Origin of the sequence: Stenotrophomonas sp. TEPEL (assembly GCF_004348785.1) — a bacterium.
Classification (GTDB): domain Bacteria; phylum Pseudomonadota; class Gammaproteobacteria; order Xanthomonadales; family Xanthomonadaceae; genus Stenotrophomonas; species Stenotrophomonas indicatrix.
Genome location: NZ_QQXJ01000001.1, coordinates 2,200,376 through 2,216,849 on the forward strand (window position 1 = coordinate 2,200,376; position 16,474 = coordinate 2,216,849).

Genomic DNA, 16,474 nt, shown 5'->3' on the forward strand with positions numbered 1-16,474 from the left:
AGCGACCGCAAGGCACTGCAGGCCGAAGTGACCCAGCTGGTTTCGGAAATCGACCGCGTCGCCAAGCAGTCGGACTTCAACGGCACCAAGCTGCTGGACGGTTCGTTCTCCAGCCAGCTGTTCCAGGTCGGCGCCAACGCCGGCCAGGCCATCGCCATCGACAAGACCATCGACGCCAAGGCTGGCTCGCTGGGCACCTCGACCTTCGCCACCGGCGCGACCGCTGCCCTGGCCGCCAGCACCGACGGTGCACGCTTCTCCGGCACGGTGATGGGCGTGGACATCGGCACGGTTGAAGTCAAGGCCGGTGCCACCACCGCTGACGCGTCCAAGGCCGTGGCGACCGCCATCAACGCCAAGCTCGGCGAAGCCGGCATCTACGCCGAAGCCAATGCCGACGGCACGCTGAAGCTGAGCTCGGTGAAGGAAGGCAAGGCCGTTGCCGCTGCCGATATCGCCCTGATGCGCAGCGACTACGATGCCACCGGCAAGACCTGGGGCACCGCGGCTGCCGCTGGCGCCTACACCGCCGGTACCGATACCTCGGCCAACGTGCAGAAGCTGGACGTGAGCACCGTGCTCGGCGCCCAGCAGTCGCTGGAAGTGGTCGACAAGGCCCTGGGTGCGATCAACAGCACCCGCGCCGACCTCGGTGCGATCCAGAACCGCTTCACCTCGGTGGTGGCCAACCTGCAGACCTCGTCGGAAAACCTGTCGGCGTCGCGCAGCCGCATCAAGGACACCGACTTCGCCAAGGAAACCGCTGAGCTGACCCGCACCCAGATCCTGCAGCAGGCCGGTACGGCCATGCTGGCCCAGGCCAACCAGGTGCCGCAGGGCGTACTCAGCCTGCTGCGCTGATCCACGGCAAGAAGGCGCCGCTACCGTCGGGTTGAACCGACGGTAGCGGCAACCCGACAGCCACGGCGTACTCAGGTGCCGGCCATGCCCGGCCCGGGAAGCTTCCCGAACCGGCTTGGCATCGCCCGCCCCTGCGGACCTCTCTTTCAGCGTTGTGCATGTTGACTGTACGTACCGGGCGGCTTCGTCTCCCCCCGATTGTCAGTAGCCTGATCCCTCCCCTGCATTGGGGGAGGGTTTTTTACAGACCCCCGGCAGCCCGCGGTGAACCCACCCGCACCCTGCCCCAGACCTCCTGCAACCAGCGTGCCAGAACCGCCCCAGCGACCGGTGGCACGGCGCATGCATCAACGAAGTCCTCAAGACCCAGCGGCACAGGCCGCTATTTTCGTTGACGACGGGCCGCCGCATGACGGCCAGGCCCGTATACCAGGAGAAACGACGTGGCAGACTTTGGATACGGCGGCATTGGCTCAGGGCTGGACATCTCCAGCATCGTCAACCAGCTGGTCGCAGCGGACCGCAAGCCGGCCGACAATGCGCTGAACCTGCAGCAGTCCAAGACCAAGATGCAGCTGTCGTCGCTCGGCACGGTCACCTCGGCCTTCGACAAGCTGAAGACCGCCCTGACCGCGTTGAAGGCCACCACCGCCTTCGACACCCGTACCGTCAGCGCAACCGGCAAGGCCGGCCCCAACAACGCCGACGATGTGTTGACCGCATCGGTGGCGCTGTATGACCTCGGCACCAGCAAGGCGGCCGCAGCCAACGGTACCCACAAGGTCGAGGTGAAGAACCTGGCGTCGGCGCACAAGCTGATCGCCGACACGTCGGTGCCCAAGACCGATACCTTCGGTGCCGGAACCTTGACGCTGACCGTCGGCGTGGGCGACAAGGCCAAGACGATGAACGTGCAGGTGGAGGAAGGCGACACGCTTACCACCGTCCGCAACAAGATCGACGCCGCCGGCCGCAAGGAAGGCGTGCAGGCCACGCTGATCAGCTCCGGCGACAACCAGTACCTGTCCATCGCGCAGGAGAAAACCGGCGCGGCCAGCGCGATCAAGCTGGAATACGCCGGCAGCGACCCGAAGCTGGGCGCACTGGTCGGCAGCCTGAAGGAAAACAGCCCCGCCAAGGATGCGCTGCTGACCATTGACGGCGTGGAAGTGGTGAGTGCCAGCAACACCGTGACCGACGCGGTGCCAGGCCTGACCCTGAACCTGAAGGTGCCGGGCCTGAGCACGGTCGTCATCAGCACCGACACCACCGCCGCAACCAAGGTGATGCAGGAGTTCGTCACCGCCTACAACGCGGCCGTCGCGGCGATCAACACCGAAACCAAGTACGACCCGAAGACCAAGGAAGCCGCCGCACTGACCGGCGATGCGCAGATGCGGGGTGCGATCGCCCAGCTGCGCTCGACGATGTCCGGCGTGCTCAAGGACCTGGCAGGCGACCAGCTGGACGCCAAGGCACTGGGCCTGCAGACCCGCGGCTACCCCAACGCCGACGGCACCCTGGTGCTGGACAGCACCAAATTCGCCGCAGCCCTCGCCGCCCAACCGGAGAAGATCCGCCAGGCAGTTACCGGCGATACCGGTGGTGCCGGCCGGCTGTACTCGCTGGTGGACGGCTACGTCAGCACCACGGTTGGCAAGGAAGGCGCCTTCGTCGCCCGCACCAAGGGGCTGAACACCACGCTGGACAACATCGACAAGCGCCGCAAGGACCTGGACGCGCGCATGGTCGGCGTCGAGGCCCGTTACAAGAAGCAGTTCGTGGCATTGGACAGCCTGATGGGCAAGCTGCAGCAGAGCAACACCGCCCTGCAGCAGCAGCTGGCCCAGTTGAACCGCTGAGGAAACACGCACGGCGCTCAAGTTTGGCGTCGTACGCACCGATAACGGACGCAACAGCAATCATCGCAGTGCCGGCGTCAACGGTCCCTTCGACCGCACCCCGGCACCCCGCGCAAGGGAGAATCACGAATGTACGGTTCCAGCCGTCAGTACGCCGAGCAGTACCGCCAGGTGGGTGTGACCAGTGCGGTCGCCGATGCCGATCCGCACAAACTGGTGGCGCTGCTGCTGTCTGGCGCACTGGAGCGCGTGCGCCGTGCACAGGCCACCCTCGAGCAAGGCGACCAGGCCGGCAAGGGCAAGGCGATCGGCGAAGCATGCGCCATCGTCGCCCACCTCAACGGCTCGCTGGACCATGAAGCCGGTGGTGAGATCGCCGGCAATCTGTCGGCGCTGTACGACTACCTGCTGCAGCGCCTGACCGAGGCCAACCTGCACAACGACCGCGCTGCACTGGACGAATCGCTGCAGCTGCTGGGCGAGATCGACGGTGCCTGGAATGCCATCCCGCACGAACAGCGCCGTCCCGCGGCGGTGGCGCCATGAGCCTGTTTGAACTCAACGCGCAGTTGGATGCCTTCGAGAAGGCCCTCGACGAAGAGGCCTTCGAACAGGCCGACAGCCTGCTCGATGGCCATGACAGCACCCTGCACGCACTGCTGAGCCAGCCGCTGGGCAGCGCCGACCACGCGCCGCTGTCGGCCCTGCTGGAGCGCCAGCAGAGCCTGCTTGGCCTGCTGCGCCAGCGTCGCGATGCAGTATCCGTGCAGATGCAGGACGGCCGCCGCTCCCTTCGCGCCGCGCATGCTTACCTGCAGGCAGAATCGCTGGCATGACCTTCCTGCCGACCACGTCGCTGCACCACCCGGCCGAAAGCGAGCTGTTCGACGAAACGCTCAGCTGCGAACTGGCGTTGCCCGCCGAGTTCCAGGCCGGCAGTGCAACAGGGCGCACCAGCAGTGCCGAAGGCCTGCTGCGCAGCCTGGCGCTGGTCGAAGACAGTCGCATCGACGAACACGAAGAGCGCAGCGAAGCCAGCCTGCAGCTGCAGCGCCTGGAAGCCAAGGTGGACCTGACCATGGTCCTGCTCGGGCGCCTGATCCGCCAGCAGGGGCATGAGCCAACGCTGCGCCCGGTGCGCTGGTCGCGCCGCGGCATCCGCCTGCAGCTGGGCCCACGCAGCGGCAGCACGCCCGGCCAGGCCGGCGTTGTCCGCCTGCAACCCAGCGACTGGCTGCCCGACCATATCGACCTGCCGGTGGAAGTCATCGCCGAAGCGGCCGATGGCGGTGGTGGTCACTATCTGTGGCTGCGCTTCCATCGCCTCGGCGATGGCCTGGAAATGGCGATGGAACGGCATCTGTTCCGGCTGCACCGCCGGCAGGTGGCCGAGGCCCGCCGCGCACGCTGAAATCTGCCACCATGCAGGCGGACGGACAGCCCTTGGCGTGCCCGTTCAGCTAAGTTAAGGTGGACCCCCCTCCCCAACCTCCAGCGTGCCTGTGCGAGTTCTCATCGTCGACGATCACACCCTGGTTCGCGCCGGCCTGGCGCGGCTGCTGCAGGGGTTTGCCGACGTGCAGCTCGTCGCCGAGGCCAGCAATGCCGAACAGGCACTGCAGATGGCCCTGCAGCACGCACCGGATGTGGTGTTGATGGACCTGTCGCTGCCCGGCCGCACCGGCCTGGAAGCGCTGAGCGACATCCGCCTGCGCGCACCCGGCACGCGCATCGTGATGATGACCATGCACGACGACGCCGCCCACGTGCGTGATGCCCTGGATCGGGGCGCCGTCGGTTTCGTGGTCAAGGATGCCGCACCGCAGGAACTGGAACTGGCGCTGCGTGCCGCGCATGCCGGCCAGGTGTTCCTGAGCCCGCAGATCTCGGCCAAGATGCTGGCACCGATGCTCGGTCGCGAAAAACCGACCGGCATTGCCGCACTGTCGCCGCGCCAGCGCGAGATCCTTCGCCGCATCGGCAAGGGCGAGAGCAACAAGGAAATCGCCGCCGATCTTGGCATCAGCGTCAAGACGGTGGAGACCCATCGCGCACGCATGATGGAATCGCTGGGCTGCCGTCGCGCCAATGATCTGCTGCTGCTGGCCGCGCGCCACCAGCACGAACTGGAATGACGTCCCCGCGTCGGCGCTAGCGCCGCAGCGCCACCGGCAGGGCTGGCGCCGAAATACCGTCACCCGCACGCATCCCGACGGGATTCCGTACAGCACGCATGACCTGCCGCCATGGCCGCTGGCCACGAATCAATGACTTGGCGCGCATGATCGTCAAAATCCCGCGCTTGTGTAAGGATTTTCCCTACGCGGTGTCGGGAACACCACCAACACCCTCAGGAACCCCCCGATTCCGCTCTTGCCGGATCAAAAGCAAGATGTGTTCCACAAGGCGTCGGGGAGCGGCGCCGGGGAACCACGATGAAGGCTGCACTCTCGACCCAGCTGGGCCAACAACTTCACCTCACCCCGCAGTTGCTGCAGTCGATCCGGCTGCTGCAGCTCGACGGCCTGCACCTGGAACAGGAAATCCAGCGCCTGCTGGACTCCAATCCGCTGCTGGAAATCGAAGACGCCGAAGCGCCCGCCGCCGAAGCCACCGATCCGGCCACCACCACGCTGGATACGGCCGCGTTCGACGAACTGCCCGAATCCTCGATGTGGGAGGTGTCCGGCGCCAACTGGCAGGACGGCGACGACGGTCGCATGGCGCGCATCGCCGCGGGCGAGTCGAGCGACCCGCAGCTGCGCGTGCTGCAGCGCCTGGCGCTGGACCTGGACGAGCACGAACTGGCCGTGGCCGCCTTCTGGCTGGAACACTGCGACGATGCCGGTTACCTGCAGGCACCGCTGGCGCAGCTGCAGCTGCTGGCCAGCGCGCAGTTCGACATCGATGCCGACGGCGTTGAAGCCGTCCGCCAGCACCTGCTGCAGGGCGAGCCGGCCGGCATGGCCGCGCAGGACCTGCGCGAATCGCTGCTGGCCCAGCTGTGCAGCCTGCACGGCGTGGTGCCGGCCCGGCATCTGGCCGCACGCATCCTGCAGGGCGCGCTCGACGCCTTGGCTGCGCACGACTACCCCGCCCTCGCCCGCCAGCACGATGCCGAGATCGAGGACGTGCGCGAAGCCGTCCGCCTGATCCTGTCGCTGCAGCCGCGCCCGGGCGACAGCCTGCTGCCCGAGCGCAATGCAGTGGTGGTGCCGGACGTGGTCGCCTGGCACGCCGACGAACAATGGAAGGTGGCGCTGAACCCGGCCACCAGCCGCCGGGTATCGATCAACAGCCAGTACGAGCAGGCCCTGGCCGATAGCGGCGAGGCAGCCCCGGCCCTGCGCGAGATGCTGCAGGAGGCGCGCTGGTTCAGCCGCGGCCTGTCGATGCGTTACGACACCCTGCTGCGCACGGCGCGGGTGATCGTCGAGCGCCAGGCAGCCTTTCTGGTGCGTGGCGAGGAAGCCATGGCACCGCTGACCCTGAAGGAAGTGGCCGAAGAAATCGGCATGCACGAATCCACCGTTTCGCGCATCACCACCGGCAAGTACCTGCAGACCCCGCGCGGCACCTTCGAACTCAAGCACTTCTTCGCCGTGCGCCTGGAAGGGGCCAGTGTGTCCGGCCAGGCGGTCAAGGCCATGGTTCGTCGCCTGATAGACGCCGAGCCGGCCGGGCGCCCGCTGGCGGACGAGGCCATCGCTGGCCTGCTGTCCCGCCAAGGGGTGAACATTGCCCGTCGAACCGTCGCAAAATACCGCGAACAACTGGATATCGCCCCGGCCCGCGAACGGCGCCGGGTCAACGCCAGGCAACCGCAGCTGGCCCGGGTGGGCTGAAAAGGATGTTGGACATGAACAAGCTCACAGTTCTGCTGGTCGATGACCACGAGGGCTTCATCAACGCGGCCATGCGCCACTTCCGCAAGATCGACTGGCTGCAGATCGTCGGCAGCGCCGGCAACGGCCTGGAAGCGATCGAACGCTCGGAAAGCCTGCGCCCGCAGGTGGTATTGATGGATCTGGCGATGCCGGAAATGGGCGGCCTGCAGGCCACCCGCCTGATCAAGTCGCAGGATGATGCCCCGTACATCGTGATTGCCAGCCACTTCGATGACGTCGAGCATCGCGAGCACGCGCTGCGCGCCGGCGCCGACAACTTCGTCAGCAAGCTGTCCTACATCCAGGAAGTCATGCCGATCCTGGAAGGCCTCAGGGAGGAACGGTCGTGAGCGAATCGCGCATCCTGGTACTGGACAACGACGCGGTGCGTGCCGAGCGCACCGTCGCCCTGCTGGAATTCATGGACTTCAACCCGCGCTGGGTTTCCGACGCGGCCGATTTCGACCTGGCGCGCCAGCGCCAGAACGACTGGATGGCGGTGATCGTCGGCAGCCTGGACGACAGTGCCGCCAGCACCGCCCTGTACGCCTGGCTGGGGGGCAGCAGCCTGCCGCCGCCGGTGCTGCTGGCCGACGGTGACGCAACCACGTTCGCGCAGCGGCATGGCCTGCACGAAGCCAACATCTGGCCGCTGGAAGCGCCGCTGCGTCACGCACAGATGGAAGCCCTGCTGCGCCGCGCCAGCCTCAAGCGCCTGGATGCCGAACACCTGGCCGGAGCCGTGCAGGACCAGGGCCCGACCGGCAACGGTCCGGCGGTCAGTGCACTGCGCACGATGATCGAACAGGTCGCCGCGTTCGACACCACCGTGCTGGTGCTGGGCGAATCGGGCACGGGCAAGGAAGTGGTATCGCGCAGCATCCACCAGCGCTCGCCGCGCCGCGATGGCCCGTTCGTGGCGATCAACTGCGGCGCGATTCCGGCCGAACTGCTGGAAAGCGAGCTGTTCGGCCACGAAAAAGGCGCCTTCACCGGCGCGCTGACCGCACGCAAGGGCCGTTTCGAAATGGCCGAGGGCGGCACCCTGCTGCTCGATGAGATCGGCGACATGAGCCTGCCGATGCAGGTCAAGCTGCTGCGCGTGCTGCAGGAGCGCAGCTTCGAGCGCGTCGGCGGCAACCAGACCATCCGCTGCAACGTGCGGGTGATCGCCGCAACCCATCGTGACCTGGAAAGCCGCATTGCCGATGGCAAGTTCCGCGAGGACCTGTTCTATCGCCTCAACGTGTTCCCGATCGATGTGCCGGCCCTGCGCGAGCGTCGCGAAGACCTGCCGGCGCTGGTAGAAACCATCGCCACCCAGCTGGCGCGCACCGGTCGCGGCGAAGTGCGCTTCACCCCGGAAGCGCTGCAGGCGCTGGCCGGCTACGAATGGCCGGGCAACGTGCGCGAACTGACCAATCTGGTCGAGCGCCTGGCCGTGCTGCACCCCGGTGGTTCGGTACGCGTGCAGGACCTGCCGGCACGCTACCGCGGCGACGCCGCGCTGGCCGTACCCGCTGTGGTCGCGGCAGTTCCGGTGGTCGCCAGCGAAGAACGCCTGGACCTGCGCAGCTTCTCGTTCCACACCCCGGGCAGCGGCAACCAGCCGTCGCTCGAGCATGGCATCGCCGTCAACCGCGCCGCAGCGCCAGCCGCGTTGCCGGACGACGGCCTGGACCTGCGCAACCACATGGCCAACATCGAACTGGGCCTGATCAACGAAGCACTGGAACGCACCCAGGGCGTGGTTGCCCACGCCGCCCAGCTGCTCGGCCTGCGCCGCACCACCCTGGTGGAAAAGCTGCGCAAGTACGGCATCGAACGCGAAGCGGCCGAACTGGCCAGCTGACACGCGTTGCCAGCATGAAGGGGGCACGAACGCCTGGGCTTGCCCGGGCGTTGGTGTTTGTGCGGGTCCGCCTGATGCGCGGGCGCGTCCGGCGGTTCCATGGCAGCGGCCGGATTGCTCAGTAGATCCACGCCATGCGTGGATGGCGGGCGACGGTACCGAGAACATTTCGCTGCATTTGCACGTTTTCCTACAGACAACGCAACCGCACCGCGGAGCATGGCAAGGACATCCCAACGAGGTTCCGCCATGCACCGCCTGACTCTGCTTGCCGCCCTGCTCTGTCCGGCCTTGGCCGCAGCATCCAACTGCACACTGCCCACCACCCTCGACCAGCGCCAGTTCACCAACCTCAGCGATCCGCTGTACCAGCCAGATAATCCGAATGCCGGACGCATGGTGCAGGTCAGCTTCGGCAGCAATCAGTACGTGCTGCACATCCTCGGCACCGACCTCCGCATCGGCGGCAGCTACCGTTACCAGCAACTGGCTCCGCACATTGCGGAAATCCAGATGACAGAAGCCCACCCCGCCGGCCCTGCCCGCTACACCCTGCTGCTGACCTGCCTGACCGACCGCCAGGGTCGCTTCATCTACACCCAGCACGACGGCCCCATCGCCCCACGCCAGCGCCAGAATTCCGGCCGCTGGACGCTGCAGCCATAGGCCAAAAAACCGACGCCGGTGAAATGACGCGTCACGCGCCTCGAGAGCAGCATCCACGCATGGCGTGGATCAAGCGTGTCGACCAAGGTCGACACCCACCAACAGCAGCGTGCCGACCAACGGTCAGCACCCACCAACAGCAGCGTGTCGACCAACGGTCAGCACCCACCAACAGCAGCGGGAACCTGTCGAAGGCGGGGTGGGTCCGGTTGCGGGGGCGTGAGCCGCATGGATGCGGCGACCGAGCTTACATGGACGTACTTGCAGCGGATGCGGCGACCGAGCTTACATGGACGTACTTGCAGCGGCCCCCGCAACCGGACCCACCCTGCCATCCCACAGGAACCCCGCTTTTGCTTCGGCTGTTGCTGTTGAGGTTGCCGGCCAGTGGCCGGCACTACCGCGGAGCGCGGGGTGCAACCCCGCAAAGCAATACCCCCTCACTTCACTGAACCGATCAGCCATTTCGGCACGGCACTTGCACTAGCTCCAGCAGACACCCCCATCCCTGTTTCTGGAACCGTTGCAGATGTCCCACTCCGTCACTTCGATCCTTTCCCAGATCCGCTCCTACCAGACCCAGGTGGGACAGCCCGCGCTCAACCCGCTGGCCGAAGCGCCGCGTAGCAATGCCCTGCCGGGCACGGTGCTGGATGCGCCGCAGGTCCAGCCTGCCAGCTTCACTGAAACCCTGCGCGGCGCCATCGCCGGCGTCAACGATGCGCAACAGAAATCCGGCGCGCTGGCCAAGGCCTTCGAGCTGGGTGAACCCGGCGCCGACCTGGCCAAGGTGATGGTCGCCTCGCAGCAGTCCCAGATCGCCTTCCGCGCCACCGTGGAAGTCCGCAACCGTCTCGTCCAGGCCTACCAGGACGTGATGAACATGCCGCTGTAAGGATAGAACCGCATGGCCCTGTCGCTCTCCAAGGAATCCCTGAACGCCGAAAAGGCGGGCCAGTGGTTCGATCGGCTGCAAAGCCTGCAGATCACCCGTCGGCTCGGACTGATGGCGATGATCGCCGTGGCCGTCGCGGCCGGGCTGTTCGTGTTCTTCTGGTCACAGAAGCCGGGCATGGTGCCGCTGTACACCGGCCTGGACCAGAAGGCCACCGCTGAAGCGACCGATCTGCTGCGTGCCGCACAGATTCCGTTCCAGCTGGACCCGGCCACCGGTGGCATCACCGTGCCGGAGAAGAACCTGCATGATGCCCGCCTGAAACTGGCGGGCTCGGGCCTGACCGACAGCGGCAAGCTCGGCTTCGAGCTGATGGAGCGCGACCCCGGTTTTGGTGTCAGCCAGTTCGTGGAAAGTGCGCGCTACCAGCACGCGCTGGAAACCGAGCTGTCGCGCACCATCAACACGCTGCGCCCGGTGCGCGATTCGCGCGTGCACCTGGCCATTCCCAAACCCAGTGCGTTCACCCGCCAGCGTGATGTGGCCAGTGCCTCGGTCACCCTTGAGCTGCGTGGCGGCCAGCAGCTGGAACGCAGCCAGGTTGATGCGATCGTGCACATGGTTGCTGCAGCCATTCCCGATCTCGCGCCGGAACGCGTCACCGTGGTCGACCAGAGCGGTCGCATGCTCAGCGTCAGCGACCCCAACAGCGAAGCGGCCGTCAACGCTGCCCAGTTCGAACAGGTGCGCCGCCAGGAAACCTCGTTCAACCAGCGTATCCGCGAGCTGCTGGAACCGATGACCGGCCCCGGCCGGGTCAACCCCGAAGTCAGTGTCGACATGGACTTCTCGGTGACCGAGGAAGCGCGCGAGCTGTACAACGGCGAGCCGCAGAAGCTGCGCAGCGAGCAGATGAGCGAGAACACCAGCAGCACGCCGGGCCCGCAGGGCGTACCGGGTGCCACCAGCAACAGCCCGCCGGGCCAGGCCGCCGCACCGGCCACCGCGCAGGCACCGACCGAAAGCAGCAAGAACGCGACCCGCAACTACGAGCTGGACCGTACCCTGCAGCACACCCGCCAGCCGGCCGGCCGCATCAAGCGCGTGTCGGTGGCGGTGCTGGTGGACAACGTGCCGCGCGCCGGCGCCAACGGCAAGGTTGCGCCGCAGCCGCTGTCGGCGGCCGAACTGACCCGGGTCGAGGCGCTGGTCAAGCAGGCCGTCGGTTTCAGTGCCGAGCGCGGCGACACCGTGTCGGTGATGAATGCCCCGTTCGTGCGTGACACCACGCCGGTGGAAGGCCCGGCCTGGTGGGAACTGCCGTGGGTGCACGATGCCGGCCGCATGCTGCTGGGTGCGCTGGTGGTGATGGCGTTGCTGTTCGGGGTGCTGCGCCCGGCACTGCGCGGCATCACCGGGCAGAACCGCAAGAACGAAGAACTGGCGCTGGAACCGCACACCGCGGACGTGCAGCTGGTCGATGACGATGGCGCCCCGCTGCCGGCGCTGGGCGCCGACCGGGTCAGCCTGGGCGGGCCGGAAGCGCTGGCCCTGCCGGTGGATTCTTATGAGGAACGATTGCGGATGGCCCGTGAAGCCGTGAAGACCGACTCCAAGCGCGTGGCCCAGGTGGTCAAGGGCTGGGTGGCCAATGACTGAGGTCGCGCCCCTGACCGGCGTGCAGCGCGCCGCCGTCCTGCTGCTGTCGCTGGGTGAACTGGACGCGGCCGAAGTGCTGCGCCACATGGAGCCGAAGGAGGTGCAGAAGATCGGCATCGCCATGGCCACCATGTCCGACATCACCCGCGAACAGGTGGAACGGGTGATGGACCAGTTCAGCCAGGAACTGGGCTCGAAGACCTCGCTGGGCGTGGGCTCGGACGACTACATCCGCAACATGCTGGTGCAGGCGCTGGGCAGCGAGAAGGCCGGCAACCTGATCGACCGCATCCTGCTGGGCCGCAACACCACCGGCCTGGACGCACTGAAGTGGATGGACCCGCGTGCGGTGGCCGACCTGGTGCGCAACGAGCACCCGCAGATCATCGCCATCGTGATGGCGCACCTGGAAACCGACCAGGCTGCCGACGCGCTGAAGCTGCTGCCCGAACGCACCCGCGTGGACGTGCTGCTGCGTATCGCCACCCTCGACGGCATTCCGCCCAATGCGCTGAACGAACTCAACGAGATCATGGAACGCCAGTTTGCCGGCAACCAGAACCTGAAGTCGTCCAACATCGGCGGCGTGCAGTGCGCGGCCAACATCCTCAACTTCATGGACAGCGGCCAGGACCAGGCGATCCTGGGCGAGATCGCGCGCATCGACGCACCGCTGAGTGGCCGCATCCAGGACCTGATGTTCGTGTTCGACGACCTGGTGGACCTGGACGACCGCGAGATGCAGCTGGTGCTGCGCGAAGTCAGCGGCGAGCGACTGGGCCTGGCCCTGCGCGGTGCCGACATCAAGGTGCGCGACAAGATCACCCGCAACATGTCCCAGCGTGCAGCCGAGATCCTGCTGGAAGACATGGAAGCGCGCGGCCCGGTCCGCCTGTCCGACGTGGAAGTGGCGCAGCGCGAGATCCTGGCCATCGTCAAGCGCATGGCCGATGAGGGCACTGTCACCATCGGCGGCAGCGCGGAGGCGATGCTGTGAGCAACGTCGTGCGCTGGCTTGCCCCGGACCTGCTGGCCCAGCCCGAACCGGTGCTGGACCACGACGAGGCCTTCGAACTCACCGAGCCGGACCCGGAGCATGAGCCCGAGCCGCCGTTGCAGCTGCCGACCCTGGAGGAAATCCAGGCGATCCAGGACAGCGCCGAGAAGGAAGGTTTCGACCAGGGCCATGCCGATGGCTTCAGCCAGGGCCAGGCCGAGGTGCGCCGCTTGGTCGCGCAGATCGAGGGCATCCTCGACAACTTCGGCCGGCCGCTGGCACGCCTGGAAAATGAAGTGGTCGGCGCCCTCGGCGAACTGGCGGTACGCATCGCCGGTGCGCTGGTAGGCCGTGCCTACGAGGCCGATCCGGCGCTGCTGGGGCAGCTGGTCGGCGAGGCGATTGACGCCGTCGGCGGCAGCAACCGCGAGGTGGAAGTACGCCTGCACCCCGATGACATCACCGCCCTCGCCCCGTTGCTGACCCTGTCGCCGCAGCAGCGCCTGGTGCCTGACACCAGCCTGGGCCGTGGCGACCTGCGCGTGCATGCCGAAGCGGTACGCATCGACGGCACCCTGGAAGCCCGCCTGCGCGGCGCGCTGGACGCCGTGATCCGCCAGACCGGAGCCATCGCATGAGCACCAATACCGCATCGCAGCCGTCGCCGCCGGCCGACTGGGCCGTTGCCCGCAACCTGCGCCTGGCCAACCGCCTCGACGGCCTGAAAGTCGACACCGCGCACGGTCGCGGGCTGATCCGCGAAGGCGTGCTGCGGCGGGCGGTCGGCCTGACCCTGGAAGCGGTCGGCTGCGAAGCGCCGCTCGGCGCCAGCTGCAAGGTGGAAGTGGTTGACGGCGGCTGGGTCGATGCCGAAGTGGTCGGCTTCGCCGGCGAACGCACCTACCTGATGCCCAGTGCCGAACTGCACGGGCTGCTGCCGAATGCGCGGGTGGTGCCCTCGGCACGTCGTGGCGGCGTGGAAGTGGGCGAAGGCCTGCTCGGCCGTGTCATCGACAGTGATGGCGTACCGCTGGATGGCAAGGGCCCGATCCGCGCCGAAGGCCACGTCGGCATGGCCGGCGTGTCGATCAATCCGCTGGCGCGCGAACCGATCACCCAGCCGCTGGACGTGGGCGTGCGCGCGATCAACGCGCTGCTGCCGATCGGCCGCGGCCAGCGTGTGGGCCTGTTCGCCGGCTCCGGCGTCGGCAAGTCGACGCTGCTGGGCATGATGACCCGCTACACCGCCGCCGACGTGATCGTGGTCGGCCTGATCGGCGAGCGTGGCCGCGAAGTACGCGATTTCGTTGAAAGCACGCTGGGCGAGGAAGGCCTGCGCCGCGCGGTGGTGGTGGCCAGCCCGGCCGACCGGCCGCCGCTGGCCCGCCTGCATGGCGCCTACCGCGCCACGGCCATCGCCGAGTGGTTCCGCGACCAGGGCCTGAACGTCCTGCTGCTGATGGATTCGCTGACCCGCTTCGCGCAGGCGCAGCGCGAGATCGGCCTGTCGGTGGGCGAGCCGCCCACCACGCGCGGCTATCCGCCATCGGTGTTCGCCAAGCTGCCGGCACTGGTGGAACGTGCAGGCAACGGCGCCAAGGGGCGCGGTTCAATCACCGCCTTCTACACCGTGCTGACCGAAGGCGACGATCCGCAGGATCCGATCGCCGATGCAGCGCGCGCGATTCTTGACGGCCACATCCTGCTCTCGCGCCGCGTGGCCGACAGCGGCCTGTACCCGGCCATCGACGTGGAATCGTCGGTCAGCCGCGTGGTCACGGAAATCGCCGACGAAGCGTGGCGCCTGCGCATCCGCAAGTTGAAACGGCTGGTCTCGGCCTACTCGGCCAACCGCGACCTGATCGCCATCGGCGCCTATCAGCGCGGCAACGACGCGGCGACCGATGAAGCCCTTGAGCGCTGGCCGGAAATCATGGAATTCCTCGGCCAGGATGTGGCCAAGGCCGCAGATCTACCGCACAGCCAGGCGGCGTTGCAGCGCCTGGTGGAACAAGAGAACGAGAGGCTGACATGATCCAGTCCAAGCGCATCGACCCCCTGCTGAAGCGGGCCCAGGAACACGAGGACGCGGTCGCCCGCGACCTGGCCGAACGCCAGAACGTGCTCGACACCCATCTGTCGCGCCTGGACGAACTGCGACGCTACGCCGAGGAGTACGCCAACGCGCAGATGGCCGCGACCAGCCCGGCGCAGTTGTTGAACCGGCGCGCATTCCTGGACCGGCTGGACAGCGCGGTGGAACAGCAGCAGCAGACCGTCAACGGCAACCTCGAAAAAGTGGAGGCCGAACGCGCGCGCCTGATCCTGGCCAGCCGTGACAAGGCCGTGCTGGAGCAGCTGGCCGCCAGCTACCGCGCGCAGGAAAAAGTGGTGACCGACCGCCGCGACCAGCGCGAGATGGATGACATCGGCGCACGCCGCGCGCGCCTGGCGCAGACCGAAGACCAGGACGATGGCGAGCAGGGAGGCCGGTCGTGATGCCCTCCCCGTTGAGCAGCAACGCCAGCGCGCCGACGCCCGGCGGCAGTGGCAATGCCGGCAGCGCACGCGCCTCGCGCAGCGATTCCGGCAAGGATTTCGGCCAGATGCTGCAGGGCGGCGGGGCCTCGACCGGCACTCCCGGTACCGCGACAACCGCCAGCAATCCGGCAACACCGGCCAACGCTGCAACACCAGCCGAGGGCAACCCGGGCAAGGCGACGCCGCGGCCGACCGACGGCGAAGCAGCCGCCACCGACGCCAGCACATCGACACCTGCTGTACCGGCGACGTCGGCAGCCAGCGACGACAAGGACACCCCGGCCAACGCGGACGACGCGCCCTGGCCGCCACTCGGATTGGCCGGCCTGATGCTGGCCGTGCCCACCGGCGTCGATCCGGCGCCCGTGCTGCCGCCGCCAGCGGCCAGCGATGCCGAAGGCGGCGCGCTGCCCTCCGCTGCACTGGCACCCGCGGCCGCCGCAGTGGCGACCAACGCGAGCCAGGGCGCGACAGCGCCGACCGCCAGCGCCCCGGCATCCGCTGCCGGCGATGATGAGGCCAGTGGCCTGCCGTTGCCGGAGCTGGTGATGGGGGGCAAGGCATTGGATCGTGCCGACGACGGTGACAGCCTGCAGATCGGCGACCGCGCACCTCCGGCGCCGCTGCAGCTCCCTCTGCCCGCCGCCCTGCAGGACCTGAAGGCCGCACTGGCCAGCAATGCCGTCTTCAATGGCGAACCGACTCCGAAGCCGGTGCTGGGCGATGATGGTTTCGACCAGGCCATCGGCGCGCGCATCGGCTGGCTGGCCGACCAGAAGATCGGCCATGCCCACATCCGCCTCAACCCGGAAGACCTGGGGCCGGTGGACGTGCGCCTGCAGATGAACGGTGACAAGGTCCATGCCAGCTTCAGCAGCCCGCATGTGGATGTACGCCAGGCGCTGGAAAGCAGCCTGCCGCGCCTGCGTGAACTGCTCGGCGAGCAGGGCTTCCAGCTGGCCCATGCCGATGTCGGCCAGCAGCACAGTGGCGACGGCACTCCGGGCAGCCCGGCGGGCGGCGGCGGTCGTGGTGGTGACGGAGAACCGTCACTGGGCGACACCACGGTGTCGGCGTCGCAGCTGATCCGCCAGCGCGGGTTGTTTGACGCGTACGCCTGACAGGCGTGCCAACCTACCAAGAGAGGGAGGGTTGGTAGATCCACGCCATGCGTGGATGCGGCCCACCGCCACGGAAAACCGCCAATGACGGAATTCCGTCACCGTCCTCCCCGACCGCTCCGGCACACCCCTT

The 16,474-nt window shown here is 67.6% G+C and carries 17 protein-coding genes; all 17 read left to right on the top strand.

The genetic code is table 11. The features are described 5' to 3' along the window. Positions 1 to 861 (top strand): flagellin (locus tag TEP_RS09910; protein ID WP_240790681.1); only part of this gene is annotated, 861 nt, incomplete at its 5' end. Positions 862 to 1,304: 443 nt separating this feature from the next. Then, a complete protein-coding gene (fliD, locus tag TEP_RS09915) occupies positions 1,305 to 2,723 on the top strand; it encodes a flagellar filament capping protein FliD (protein ID WP_080148825.1) in 1,419 nt (472 codons plus the stop codon). A 129-nt stretch (positions 2,724 to 2,852) separates the two neighbouring features. Continuing rightward, on the top strand, positions 2,853 to 3,269 hold the full coding sequence (gene fliS / locus TEP_RS09920) for a flagellar export chaperone FliS (protein ID WP_089241027.1): 417 nt from the start codon (positions 2,853 to 2,855) through the stop codon (positions 3,267 to 3,269). Continuing rightward, positions 3,266 to 3,559, top strand: coding sequence for a hypothetical protein (locus tag TEP_RS09925; protein WP_132825173.1), 294 nt, complete (start codon positions 3,266 to 3,268; stop codon positions 3,557 to 3,559). The genes fliS and TEP_RS09925 overlap by 4 nt, the downstream gene beginning before the upstream one ends. Then, complete coding sequence (locus TEP_RS09930; protein WP_132825174.1) at positions 3,556 to 4,134, top strand: PilZ domain-containing protein; 579 nt, start codon at positions 3,556 to 3,558, stop codon at positions 4,132 to 4,134. The genes TEP_RS09925 and TEP_RS09930 overlap by 4 nt, the downstream gene beginning before the upstream one ends. A gap of 91 nt (positions 4,135 to 4,225) precedes the next feature. After that, entirely contained in the window at positions 4,226 to 4,858 is a 633-nt protein-coding gene (locus TEP_RS09935; protein ID WP_025879002.1) for a response regulator transcription factor, read from the top strand. A gap of 300 nt (positions 4,859 to 5,158) precedes the next feature. Further along, entirely contained in the window at positions 5,159 to 6,568 is a 1,410-nt protein-coding gene (rpoN, locus tag TEP_RS09940) for an RNA polymerase factor sigma-54 (RefSeq protein ID WP_132825175.1), read from the top strand. A gap of 14 nt (positions 6,569 to 6,582) precedes the next feature. Next, complete coding sequence (locus tag TEP_RS09945; RefSeq protein ID WP_025879000.1) at positions 6,583 to 6,960, top strand: response regulator transcription factor; 378 nt, start codon at positions 6,583 to 6,585, stop codon at positions 6,958 to 6,960. Continuing rightward, positions 6,957 to 8,462, top strand: a complete 1,506-nt coding sequence (locus TEP_RS09950; protein WP_132825176.1) for a sigma-54 dependent transcriptional regulator — start codon at positions 6,957 to 6,959, stop codon at positions 8,460 to 8,462. The genes TEP_RS09945 and TEP_RS09950 overlap by 4 nt, the downstream gene beginning before the upstream one ends. 249 nt (positions 8,463 to 8,711) lie before the next feature. Next, positions 8,712 to 9,128: a hypothetical protein gene (locus TEP_RS09955; protein WP_132825177.1), complete on the top strand. Its 417-nt coding sequence runs from the start codon at positions 8,712 to 8,714 to the stop codon at positions 9,126 to 9,128. Between the two features lie 529 nt (positions 9,129 to 9,657). Then, a complete protein-coding gene (gene fliE, locus TEP_RS09965) occupies positions 9,658 to 10,023 on the top strand; it encodes a flagellar hook-basal body complex protein FliE (RefSeq protein ID WP_025878997.1) in 366 nt (121 codons plus the stop codon). A gap of 12 nt (positions 10,024 to 10,035) precedes the next feature. Further along, positions 10,036 to 11,682 carry a flagellar basal-body MS-ring/collar protein FliF gene (fliF, locus tag TEP_RS09970; RefSeq protein WP_132825179.1) on the top strand — a complete coding sequence of 549 codons (1,647 nt, stop codon included), beginning with the start codon at positions 10,036 to 10,038 and terminating at the stop codon, positions 11,680 to 11,682. Between the two features lie 10 nt (positions 11,683 to 11,692). Continuing rightward, positions 11,693 to 12,679, top strand: coding sequence for a flagellar motor switch protein FliG (fliG, locus tag TEP_RS09975; protein WP_025878995.1), 987 nt, complete (start codon positions 11,693 to 11,695; stop codon positions 12,677 to 12,679). Continuing rightward, positions 12,676 to 13,317: a FliH/SctL family protein gene (locus TEP_RS09980; RefSeq protein ID WP_132825180.1), complete on the top strand. Its 642-nt coding sequence runs from the start codon at positions 12,676 to 12,678 to the stop codon at positions 13,315 to 13,317. Before fliG ends, TEP_RS09980 begins: the two co-directional genes overlap by 4 nt. Beyond that, positions 13,314 to 14,714, top strand: coding sequence for a flagellar protein export ATPase FliI (gene fliI / locus TEP_RS09985; RefSeq protein WP_132825181.1), 1,401 nt, complete (start codon positions 13,314 to 13,316; stop codon positions 14,712 to 14,714). The genes TEP_RS09980 and fliI overlap by 4 nt, the downstream gene beginning before the upstream one ends. Beyond that, positions 14,711 to 15,178, top strand: coding sequence for a flagellar export protein FliJ (gene fliJ, locus TEP_RS09990; RefSeq protein ID WP_025878992.1), 468 nt, complete (start codon positions 14,711 to 14,713; stop codon positions 15,176 to 15,178). Before fliI ends, fliJ begins: the two co-directional genes overlap by 4 nt. Then, on the top strand, positions 15,178 to 16,341 hold the full coding sequence (locus TEP_RS09995; protein ID WP_132826501.1) for a flagellar hook-length control protein FliK: 1,164 nt from the start codon (positions 15,178 to 15,180) through the stop codon (positions 16,339 to 16,341). Before fliJ ends, TEP_RS09995 begins: the two co-directional genes overlap by 1 nt. The last annotated feature ends 133 nt before the right edge of the window (positions 16,342 to 16,474 follow it).

Coding starts and splice junctions, on each gene's coding strand:
- rpoN (WP_132825175.1), top strand. CDS start 5,159: ATGAAGGCTGCACTCTCGACCCAGCTGGGCCAACAACTTCACCTCACC.
- TEP_RS09930 (WP_132825174.1), top strand. CDS start 3,556: ATGACCTTCCTGCCGACCACGTCGCTGCACCACCCGGCCGAAAGCGAG.
- fliI (WP_132825181.1), top strand. CDS start 13,314: ATGAGCACCAATACCGCATCGCAGCCGTCGCCGCCGGCCGACTGGGCC.
- fliS (WP_089241027.1), top strand. CDS start 2,853: ATGTACGGTTCCAGCCGTCAGTACGCCGAGCAGTACCGCCAGGTGGGT.
- fliF (WP_132825179.1), top strand. CDS start 10,036: ATGGCCCTGTCGCTCTCCAAGGAATCCCTGAACGCCGAAAAGGCGGGC.
- TEP_RS09925 (WP_132825173.1), top strand. CDS start 3,266: ATGAGCCTGTTTGAACTCAACGCGCAGTTGGATGCCTTCGAGAAGGCC.
- TEP_RS09945 (WP_025879000.1), top strand. CDS start 6,583: ATGAACAAGCTCACAGTTCTGCTGGTCGATGACCACGAGGGCTTCATC.
- fliE (WP_025878997.1), top strand. CDS start 9,658: ATGTCCCACTCCGTCACTTCGATCCTTTCCCAGATCCGCTCCTACCAG.
- TEP_RS09955 (WP_132825177.1), top strand. CDS start 8,712: ATGCACCGCCTGACTCTGCTTGCCGCCCTGCTCTGTCCGGCCTTGGCC.
- fliJ (WP_025878992.1), top strand. CDS start 14,711: ATGATCCAGTCCAAGCGCATCGACCCCCTGCTGAAGCGGGCCCAGGAA.
- TEP_RS09995 (WP_132826501.1), top strand. CDS start 15,178: ATGCCCTCCCCGTTGAGCAGCAACGCCAGCGCGCCGACGCCCGGCGGC.